The sequence below is a fragment of the Sphingopyxis sp. BSNA05 genome (assembly GCF_013265645.1).
In the GTDB taxonomy this organism is placed as follows: domain Bacteria; phylum Pseudomonadota; class Alphaproteobacteria; order Sphingomonadales; family Sphingomonadaceae; genus Parasphingorhabdus.
The window spans coordinates 1-8549 of record NZ_PYIA01000037.1; the positions used below are offsets into that span (position 1 = coordinate 1).

14 protein-coding genes and 1 pseudogene are annotated in these 8549 nt (G+C 56.0%); 2 read left to right on the forward strand and 13 right to left on the reverse strand.

Annotation, left to right across the window (positions count from 1 at the left end; genetic code table 11):
* Nucleotides 1-139 (forward strand): annotated as a pseudogene (locus C8024_RS20880) (peptidoglycan-associated lipoprotein); the annotation flags it as partial.
* Between the two features lie 85 nt (nucleotides 140-224).
* Here the strand turns inward: C8024_RS20880 and C8024_RS19965 are convergent.
* The 9 genes from C8024_RS19965 to C8024_RS04280 form a co-directional block, all read right to left on the reverse strand.
* A complete protein-coding gene (locus tag C8024_RS19965) occupies nucleotides 225-464 on the reverse strand; it encodes a YetF domain-containing protein (protein WP_217271985.1) in 240 nt (79 codons plus the stop codon).
* Complete coding sequence (locus C8024_RS19970; RefSeq protein ID WP_217271986.1) at nucleotides 461-784, reverse strand: hypothetical protein; 324 nt, start codon at nucleotides 782-784, stop codon at nucleotides 461-463. Before C8024_RS19970 ends, C8024_RS19965 begins: the two co-directional genes overlap by 4 nt.
* A gap of 25 nt (nucleotides 785-809) precedes the next feature.
* Nucleotides 810-1259 carry a hemerythrin domain-containing protein gene (locus C8024_RS04250; RefSeq protein ID WP_173203082.1) on the reverse strand — a complete coding sequence of 150 codons (450 nt, stop codon included), beginning with the start codon at nucleotides 1257-1259 and terminating at the stop codon, nucleotides 810-812.
* A gap of 461 nt (nucleotides 1260-1720) precedes the next feature.
* Nucleotides 1721-1948 carry a hypothetical protein gene (locus C8024_RS04255; RefSeq protein WP_100093726.1) on the reverse strand — a complete coding sequence of 76 codons (228 nt, stop codon included), beginning with the start codon at nucleotides 1946-1948 and terminating at the stop codon, nucleotides 1721-1723.
* 70 nt (nucleotides 1949-2018) lie between these two features.
* The gene (locus C8024_RS04260; RefSeq protein WP_173203084.1) at nucleotides 2019-2618 is read right to left on the reverse strand and encodes a Crp/Fnr family transcriptional regulator; all 600 of its coding nucleotides are present in this window, start codon (nucleotides 2616-2618) and stop codon (nucleotides 2019-2021) included.
* Nucleotides 2603-2755 carry a hypothetical protein gene (locus tag C8024_RS04265; protein WP_173203086.1) on the reverse strand — a complete coding sequence of 51 codons (153 nt, stop codon included), beginning with the start codon at nucleotides 2753-2755 and terminating at the stop codon, nucleotides 2603-2605. The genes C8024_RS04260 and C8024_RS04265 overlap by 16 nt, the downstream gene beginning before the upstream one ends.
* On the reverse strand, nucleotides 2755-3468 hold the full coding sequence (locus C8024_RS04270) for a sensor histidine kinase (RefSeq protein WP_173203088.1): 714 nt from the start codon (nucleotides 3466-3468) through the stop codon (nucleotides 2755-2757). Before C8024_RS04270 ends, C8024_RS04265 begins: the two co-directional genes overlap by 1 nt.
* On the reverse strand, nucleotides 3396-4247 hold the full coding sequence (locus C8024_RS04275) for a GAF domain-containing protein (RefSeq protein WP_173203090.1): 852 nt from the start codon (nucleotides 4245-4247) through the stop codon (nucleotides 3396-3398). Before C8024_RS04275 ends, C8024_RS04270 begins: the two co-directional genes overlap by 73 nt.
* A 349-nt stretch (nucleotides 4248-4596) precedes the next feature.
* Nucleotides 4597-4887 carry a YqjD family protein gene (locus C8024_RS04280; protein ID WP_173203092.1) on the reverse strand — a complete coding sequence of 97 codons (291 nt, stop codon included), beginning with the start codon at nucleotides 4885-4887 and terminating at the stop codon, nucleotides 4597-4599.
* A 173-nt stretch (nucleotides 4888-5060) separates the two neighbouring features.
* Here C8024_RS04280 and C8024_RS04285 point away from each other — a divergent pair, with 173 nt between their 5' ends.
* Nucleotides 5061-5840: a response regulator gene (locus C8024_RS04285; RefSeq protein WP_100093722.1), complete on the forward strand. Its 780-nt coding sequence runs from the start codon at nucleotides 5061-5063 to the stop codon at nucleotides 5838-5840.
* A gap of 164 nt (nucleotides 5841-6004) precedes the next feature.
* Here the strand turns inward: C8024_RS04285 and C8024_RS04290 are convergent, their stop codons facing one another.
* From C8024_RS04290 to C8024_RS04305, 4 genes are all read right to left on the reverse strand, one after another.
* Nucleotides 6005-6595, reverse strand: coding sequence for a sigma-70 family RNA polymerase sigma factor (locus C8024_RS04290; RefSeq protein ID WP_100093721.1), 591 nt, complete (start codon nucleotides 6593-6595; stop codon nucleotides 6005-6007).
* Complete coding sequence (locus C8024_RS04295; RefSeq protein WP_217271987.1) at nucleotides 6588-6839, reverse strand: NepR family anti-sigma factor; 252 nt, start codon at nucleotides 6837-6839, stop codon at nucleotides 6588-6590. Before C8024_RS04295 ends, C8024_RS04290 begins: the two co-directional genes overlap by 8 nt.
* A gap of 347 nt (nucleotides 6840-7186) precedes the next feature.
* Nucleotides 7187-7681, reverse strand: coding sequence for a BLUF domain-containing protein (locus C8024_RS22890; protein ID WP_367947143.1), 495 nt, complete (start codon nucleotides 7679-7681; stop codon nucleotides 7187-7189).
* A 25-nt stretch (nucleotides 7682-7706) separates the two neighbouring features.
* Nucleotides 7707-8549, reverse strand: an 843-nt coding sequence (locus C8024_RS04305) for a mechanosensitive ion channel family protein (RefSeq protein WP_254305547.1), incomplete at its 5' end; no start/stop codon positions are given.

Sequence of the window (8549 nt, forward strand, 5' to 3'; positions counted from 1 at the left end):
AAACTATCTCTCGACGCTTGGCGTCGCGCTCTCGAGAATATCGGTAGTCAGCTACGGCAAGGAACGGCCGGACGCTCTGGGATCCGATGAAACGGCATGGCAGAAGAATCGCCGGGCCGTTACGGTCACCGTTCGCTAGTTACCGCACATCTTGCGACAGTGAACCCGGCGGATCATAAACCACCGGCAATATTGCCGGTGGTTTACCGCGGACTGGACAACGTCTAGCGTGGCCGGGCGGCACGATAGCGGTCACCGGCAATCACGCCCTTCAACAGTTCCGGCTGAATTTCCTCATTCTTGTCTTTGGCATGCAGGACCGACACATCGCCGGTGGTCTCGGCGATCACCACCAGTACCTGCGAAAAATTGATAGCATTTGCCTCGCGCAGCTTTCCCCAGAGATCATCCTCGGTCATCTTGGCTTTCCGGAGCTGGTCGTGCTGGATTTCTCCGCCGATCATGATGAGCCGCGGCTTGTTGTCAGCCAGAAGTTGCAGGCGGGGGAAGCGGCTTCGCAAAACCGCCATGCCGATCTGTAGTCCGAACAAGAAAACAAGCGCCGCGATGCCGTGGGCAATCGGCGGGTTTTGGACAGGATGACGGATCCCAGGACCGACCCGATCGCTACGGTTACGGCAAAGTCAAAGCCGCTCATCTTGGAAAAGCTGCGGACTCCGGCCAGCCGGGTCAGCAGAATTACAGTCACATACATCGCGGCGGCGGAGAGCGCGATCAATGCGATCTGCTCCCACCCCGTGGTCGTCCATTCATTCAGCATCATATTCCCCCCGGTTCGGCTCAATAGGTCAGGCGACTTCCTGCTGCTCTTCAGGTTTGCGCTCGTCAAAAATCCTGGCCAGCTCTTCCGCACGCTCTTCGCTCAGGTCTTCCTTGGCGGCGGCGAAAATTTCATTTTCTTCTTCGTCCATATGGTGCTCGAGCCGCTCCTTGAGCGTCTTGAACCGGGCGAGCCATCCGGTGCTGCTGAAATCCATATCGACCAGATCCTCAAAATAGTCGTCGGCTTCCTTATGTTCGGCAACCGAATGGCGGCCCTTGTCCTGCAAGTCGGGCCGGGCGAGCATTTCAGCGTAGAGAGACTGTTCCTCGGCGTTGGCATGCGCGGATACATCGATCCGCAGCTGCTCGAAGGACTGACGTCGCTCCTTCGTATCGCCGCTGGTGTCGGCTACGCGTTCGAGCATTTCGCGGTGACGATCATGATCCTGTTTGAGGCGGGTAAAAATGTCGGTCATAATATCTCCATCGGTAACGTTCTGCTCAAAAGACGCGCGGAACGTCATTTGGTTGCATTCCGATGCAGTGCATTCCCGTTTCGCAGAAGGAACAGTCCGCTTGCATTCCCCGGGCTCGCTCAATGAAACAGGCCGGCAATCCGCCCATTTTGCAATGATTTCAAAAATCTAAAAAAATTGCAACTTGTCGGGAACCAATGTTGATCCTGGCCGTTGACTGGTTTGAATGGATGTTGACCCATGACCCGGCGTTACTTTCATTCCTCAAAACCGGCTGGGAAATTTGGCCCTTCGTATCCCCCCCGTTTACCAACGGACAGATTTCCCAGCCACCCTCCCCATATTGTTGCGCATCAGCCTGACCCTCCGGATCAGGCACCGTTTGATGAACACAGGCGAAAGACGCAAAAAAATGGCCAGGACATGATGCCTGGCCATTCGTGTCTGTTGGTCTGGAAAGACTATTCTTCGGAAGGCATCTTCACGTCGACATCAGGAACGTCAACGGTGACTTCTTCGGTGCCGACTTCTACGTCGGCTGTTTCAACGTCGATCTCGGGCAACTGGCCTGCGTCGCCGGAAACATCGACATCCATGGAGGGCATTTCGCCTTCTTCGGTAACATTCGCTTCACAGGCGGAAAGTGCCAGTCCAGCGGTCATTACTGCCGCAATTGCAATCTTTTTCATTTTGAACTCCCTTTAATGGTTCGATATAGTCAACGTCAGGATGCGCATAGAGTTCCCCAACAGTCAATTTTTATTCGCGGCCCAGCCGCATCCGGAAGGCATCGAGGTGGAAATAGCTGGAATCGAACTGGCTGATTTCGGCAAGCCGCGCTTCGTCCTTGAACAGGATCCAGCCATGGTCGCGCGCCAGCAGTCCGTCCCGCTCCAGCTGCCGTAAAACCCGGTTGGTATGAATGGGGGTCAGCCCGAGCGCGTCCGCGATAATGGTCTGGGTCAGCGGAACGCGAAATCCTTCGCTGGTTCCGGCTCCGGTAATCAGCACCCGCCGATAAAGTTCCAGCAGGAAATGTCCGATTCTTTCGCGCGCGGTCTGTTTGCCGTTCCTGACAATCTGTTCTCGCAGAAAGGCCTCTTCCTGCACCTGCATCCACCAGAACGCGAGCGTCAGTTTGCCCGATTCGGTCAACAGGCGCCGAAATACAGCCGGCCGGACCGACAGGCCGGTCAGCTGAGTCACGGTCTTTACCGAATGGTCCGCCTCGGCAGCGACCAATACCTGAAGGTCGAAAAAGTCCCCGGGCAGCAAAATGTTCAAGATCTGACGGCGGCCATCCTCCAGCGTCTTGTAGCGGATCGCCCAGCCCTCCTTGACGATCAGCACGCTATCCATTTCCTGGCCGGCATCAATGATTTCGCTATTTTGTCGAAAGTCTGCTCCCGACCCTCGATATCCATGATGACCTGCTGATCGGCCTCGTCGAGGTCGGCATAGAAGGAGATGCGCCGCAGCAGGGCCTTCTGTGCCACTAGCGAAACCGTGCTTCGTCGGGTGCGGGAAATCTGATCGTGCAGATCAGCCCATCGGGCGTCCAGTCCCGGTCAATCTCTCCGCGCAAATTGCGCGTGATGCTGTGATCGATAAGCGAGGAGCCAAAGCCGGATAGTGATGGAGGAGGCTGGGACTTGGGCCCGCCGCTTTCCGACCAGCGCAGTTCGACGATATCCTGCCCGTCATCGTCGGGAAGAATGGTCCATTTGATTTTCACCAGGCCGGTATCGGCGGTCAGTGCGCCGTATTTGGCCGCGTTGGTGGCCAGCTCGTTAAGCACGAGCGAAATCGAGACCATCGCGTTTTCTTCCAGGATGATGTCGGGGCCGAACCAGCGCACTCTTGGATAGGTCTTGCACAGGTCCCTGACCAGCGCAGCGAAGGACCCCGTCACAAAATTGGTGTCGAGCAGGATTTGCTGTGCCCGGTTCAGGGCGCTCAGCCGATTCTTGATCCGTTCGATATAGTCATCGATCGATGTCGCCGAATTCTTGGTCAGCATCATGATCGATTGCAGCGTAGCGAAAAGATTGCGGAGCCGGTGATGAAGCTCGCGCGTATGAAGCCGCAATTGCTCCTGCTGATCGACAGAATGGGTGACGTCCTTATTGACCCCGGTCAGGGTCGGCCGCCCGTTTGCTTCGAGATAGTCGCCGTAGCCCTCGACCCAGCGAATCTCGCCCGAGGGCAATATGATCCGGAAACGCGCTTCATATTTTCGCCCGGCGCTGCTGCCGCGCTCATTGCCTCGGTGACACTTTCCCGATCTTCGGGATGGATACGGGCGAAGGCATCTTCCACTTGGGTGAGTGCCTCGCCGGCGTCCTCTCCCCAGATCTTCATATAAGCCCCGCCCCATTCGATCTTTCCTGTTTCCAGATCGGTCCGGAAGCTGGCAATGTCGCTGAGGGCCAGCGTGAGGTCGAGATTGGAACGGTCAATGGCCGCGTTTTTCTGTGCCTGCTCGCGCAAACGGATCTCGCGGCTCAGTTCAAGCTCGCTCATGACGATATCAGCCATGGTCTTCAACTGGTCGAGCTGGTTCGCGGTAATCGAGCAGCGTGGCACCGTGTCGGCAAACCACAAGGCTCCCAGAACCATGCCATTGGGCGCGATCAATGGCGCACCGGCGTAAAAACGGATCGCCGGACCACCAGAGACCAACGGATTGTTGCTGAACCGTGGGTCCACCGAAGCGTCTTCGATGACCAGCGATTCATGGCTGTCGACCATTCCGCCGCACAGGGAGGATTTGCGATCTGCGTCAGTCTCCGCCAGTCCCACTGCTGATCGGAACAACTCCCGATCTTTCTCAATCAGTGAGATCGATGCAACCGGCGCTGCGAAAATATCAGCGACAAGCCGTGTGATTCGATCAAAGGCATTTCTCCGCGCATCGTCCATGACCTGATAGCTGCCGAGCGTCGCCAACCGTTCGCTTTCCATCGTCGGTTCCAACTCTTCGGTCATCTAATGCCCGCCTTCATGTCCAACCCCTTTTATTCCTGACCCTGAAGCCGTTCCATTACCAACGATCAAGTTGCGATCCTGTTGCATGCTGGTGGAACCAAAGCGGCAAACAATACGGTAACTCACTCGAAAAACCCATGCGGAGGCCCATCCATGTATAATGATGCCCCGGAAAATCATATAAAATGATTGAAGACAGCTGCACCATCTTTTTCGTCGCCACCGAAGGGCGAAGAGCACAGCCCGCTATCGTCAGACAACCGCGCGCGTCTCGCTTCACCGGTGCCAGAACAGCAAAAGGGCTGCGAGAATTACATTCTGCAGCCCTTTGAATTTCATCCGGGACGACCTAGCGGCGCGCCATCAATGCGCCAACTAACAAACCGATACCAGCGGTCGCGGCAATGCTCACGATCGGATTTTCCTTGAACGTGGTCTGGGCCTTCCGGCGTCCCTTGGTGCCGGCCTCAACTGCATTGGCGCGCGCAGCGTCAAACTTGGTCTTCGCATTGGCGCGCAATTCTGACGCATTTGCCTTGGCATCGGCCTTGACGGACTTGGTCAAGGTTGCCAGATCATCTTTCAATGTTTGCAGATCCGATTTTACCGCGCCCATTTCTTCGGAATAATTGCCTGTCATTTCTTTTTCTCCATATTCGGTCTAGTGATCTAATGATGAGTCAACGAACGCCGACCGAATTGGTTCCGGATCAGGCCTGCAAACACGAGATGCAAATGTCGTCTACCTGACGAAATTATGATGGAACCCTAATTACAGTCATGCGTAGGGAACCAATCACGGAGATATAAAATATGTCACTAGCTCAAAATCTGAAACCGCATCTTCCCTATTTACGGCGATATGCCCGGGCTCTGACCGGCAGCCAAAAGAGCGGCGACGCATTTGTGAAGGCTACGTTGGAAGCGATTATTGCCGATCCGGAACCCGTCCCGGACGACAATGATATAAGGGTTCATCTATACCGGGTTTTCGCCGGTATCTGGGAAAGCGCGCATGTCCGGGTGTCTGAAGATCCCGACGACAACACGGCGCAAAACCGCTTGAATGCCATCCCTCCCATCAGCCGTCAGGTGCTGCTATTGACCGCGCTGGAAGGGTTTTCCGTTAGCGAAGTCGCAAAAATTGCCGATGTCGGCGAAAATTCGATCAACGGCTTGCTGGACGATGCCATTGCCGAAATCGACAAGGAGATCCGGTCAGATGTTCTCATCATTGAGGATGAAGCCCTGATTTCGATGGAATTGCAGCAGATCGTCACCGGGCTGGGACATCGTGTCTGTGGAACTGCGACGACCCACAAGGGTGCGCTCGAAGCGGTAGCCAATGCCAAACCAAGCCTGGTGCTGGCCGATATCCAGCTGGCGGACGGCAGCTCGGGCATTGATGCCGTGAAGGATATTCTGGAGCAGATATCGGTTCCGGTCATCTTCATCACTGCCTTTCCCGAGCGGTTGCTCACCGGAGAGCGCCCTGAACCGACATTTTTGATCACCAAGCCGTTTCAGCCCAATGCGATTCGCGCGGCGATCAGCCAGGCACTGTTCTTTTCAACGGCAAAGCAGGACGCCTGATCGCGTCATCCGCCTGAATTACCAGGACAAACGCCTCGCTGCCGGCTCAGACTTCTGAGCCGGCAGCGAGGCGCAACTGTTGGCAGCGGTGCCAAATGAAGCAACCACGATTCACGTCAGCATATTAAAATTTAGGGCGGGGATGTCGGCGAACGCCGGACAGCCTAGGGCGCTATTTTCTCGACTGCGCCGATGATATTTTCGAGCGCCGTTGCGGTTAGATTGTCATGACCGTCCGACGCGGAGGTGAAGCGTCCTTCCTCCAGAATCGCTTCCAGCGATTTGCGCGCCCTGGAGACGCGGCTTTTCATGGTGCCGACCGCACAATTGGCGATTTCGGCCGCTTCCTCGTAAGAATAGCCGCCAGCCCCTACCAGAATGATGGCCTCGCGCTGGTCGTCGGACAATTCCATCAGCCCGCGCTGCAGGTCGGCAAGATGCAAGGGTTCCTGCTGGGGAGCGGGAGCGGACAGGACCCGTTCGGCAACCAGCTCGTCATAATTGGCACTGAATTTCTTGCGGCGCATGCCAGAGAAAAACGTGTTGCGTAATATCACGAAAGTCCATGCACGCATCGATGTGCCGGCAATGAAACGGTCGCGCGCAGCCCATGCTTTCAACAAGGTGTCCTGCACAAGATCGTCGGCAAGATCACGATCGCCTGACAGACTTCGGCCGAAAGCACGCAAATGCGGAATTGCTTCCGTCAGCTGCTGCTTGAACTGCGCCGGCGGCAACGCCTGGGGCTTATTCATTATCGTCTGGCCGGCTGGAGTTCACGTCACTAGTGTCGTTTGCTTCCAGCTGGTCCAAAAGCGCCAGCATGTCGTCGGGTAGCGGCTCGTCAAGAACACTTGAATACATGTCCTTAAGTCCAAGGCCTAATCTCTCTTGCATGTCTTCCTTGTTTTTCACCGGCATATCCTTTGACCGTTGCCCTGCATCATCCGGTTCCGAAGAACCCGATGTGCCAGCTTCATCTTTTGTCTGGCTCGTCAAATCATGCCTCGTTTTTCCTTGCTTGAAGACAGAACACGCGGTGTCCGGAAAGGTTGCATATAAATTTTTCGGGAGAATGTCCAATAGCGCGGAACAATCTTGAGAAGTCGGCGTTGGCTTAGTGGAGGAAACACATCACAAGTGGAAATTTTTGGCAGTGACCGACACTCCGGACACGGTCTTATAATCGACGATAGGAGGAGACAAAGGCCGTGCGGGCGCCGAGGTGGAAGCGCTGAAAAAGGCAAGAACAGCAGCATCCAAAAGCGATATATCCTGCTGAAGCAGCGAGAAGCGCATATTGAAGGAGAAAAGCGCGGGTCGCACCCGCTCCTTATTTGCGCAACTTACCGGTTGGCCGCGCCGAACCCGAGCGAGAGAAAGCTTTGGAACATTGTACGGGTAACGTTGGCGACGGTAGCCATGGCGAGAATTTTCGGGAGGTCAGATACGCCGGAGTTTTCCTCCGCCGGAAAATATCGGCGGTCCATATATATATTCGCAAATTGCCGGATCTCAGGCTCGCTATGATGTACAATGATGATCCCGCTGTGCCGCTCGTCCTGAATGATATGATACATCCGGTCTTTGACGGCAGCCCGCTCTCCCTCGATGCACTGCATGAAGTTGAACCCATTGCAAACAAGCAGGCCAGTCAGGCCAAATCGTTCGCTATTCCGCCGGGTAACGTTCGTGATCGCAAGAAAATCCTGCTGATCCATGCCGGGCTTTACGGTGCTCACAAAAATGAGCGAGGTGATCGGACGAGGCGACACGCAAAACTTTCTCATGGCGGCTATCTTCACAGCCGAGACATTGCCCGTCGCGATAGATAAGCGCATTGAATATGATTTGCGCTAACATAGATTAAGTTGCCGCCCCGTCATTCCACCGGCTGCTGGTCATCCAGGAGATCGGAAGAACCGTCGTCAGACGCTCGGAATCCACCAGCCGCTCGACGTGATCCTCTGGCGATACGTCAAACGCCTCCCCGGTCGGCGCTCTGGTCGGCTTCTCACCGGCCCCACCGGCTGCTTCCGGCTTCCCGATCATGTCCATCAGCTGCGGCGGCCCGTTATCGAACCGCAGCCGGTAGATCGGCTCCGGCAAGGCAAAGCCGGCCTCTTCCAAAGCATTTTTGGTGACCCGGATCGCCGCGCCCCGCGCCTTGTTGAAATCGCTCTGGCGCTGGTCGATCCAGCCGTGGAAGGCGATCAATATATTGGAATCGCCGACTTCCCTGATCTCGGCCGTTGCTTCGGGATCGTCCAGAACGAAAGCCTGACCGTTGATCGCGCGAAGCCCCGTTTCGATGGCTGCGGCAGGATCGTCGTCGGCATCGACGCCCAGTACAAAACTGAACCGGCGCTGCGGATTGCGCGTGAAGTTCAATATTTCCGCCTTGAACACTGTCGCATTGGGAATGCGCAGGTGATTGCCGTCCAGCGTCATCAAGATCGTCGCCCGCGAAGTCAGCCGCACCACGCGCCCTTCCTGTTCGCCCACCCGGACATGATCGTTGGCCCGGAACGGCTGGCGGATACTCAGCATGATGCTCGACATGTAATTGTCGACCGTATCGCGAAGAGCAAAGCCGACTGCCAGCCCGATCACGCCGGCTCCGCCAAGTACCGCGCCCAGCAAGGCGGTCGCATTGAGGATGTCCAGGCCGACAAATATCCCGACCATGATGAATAATATGCGGACAAA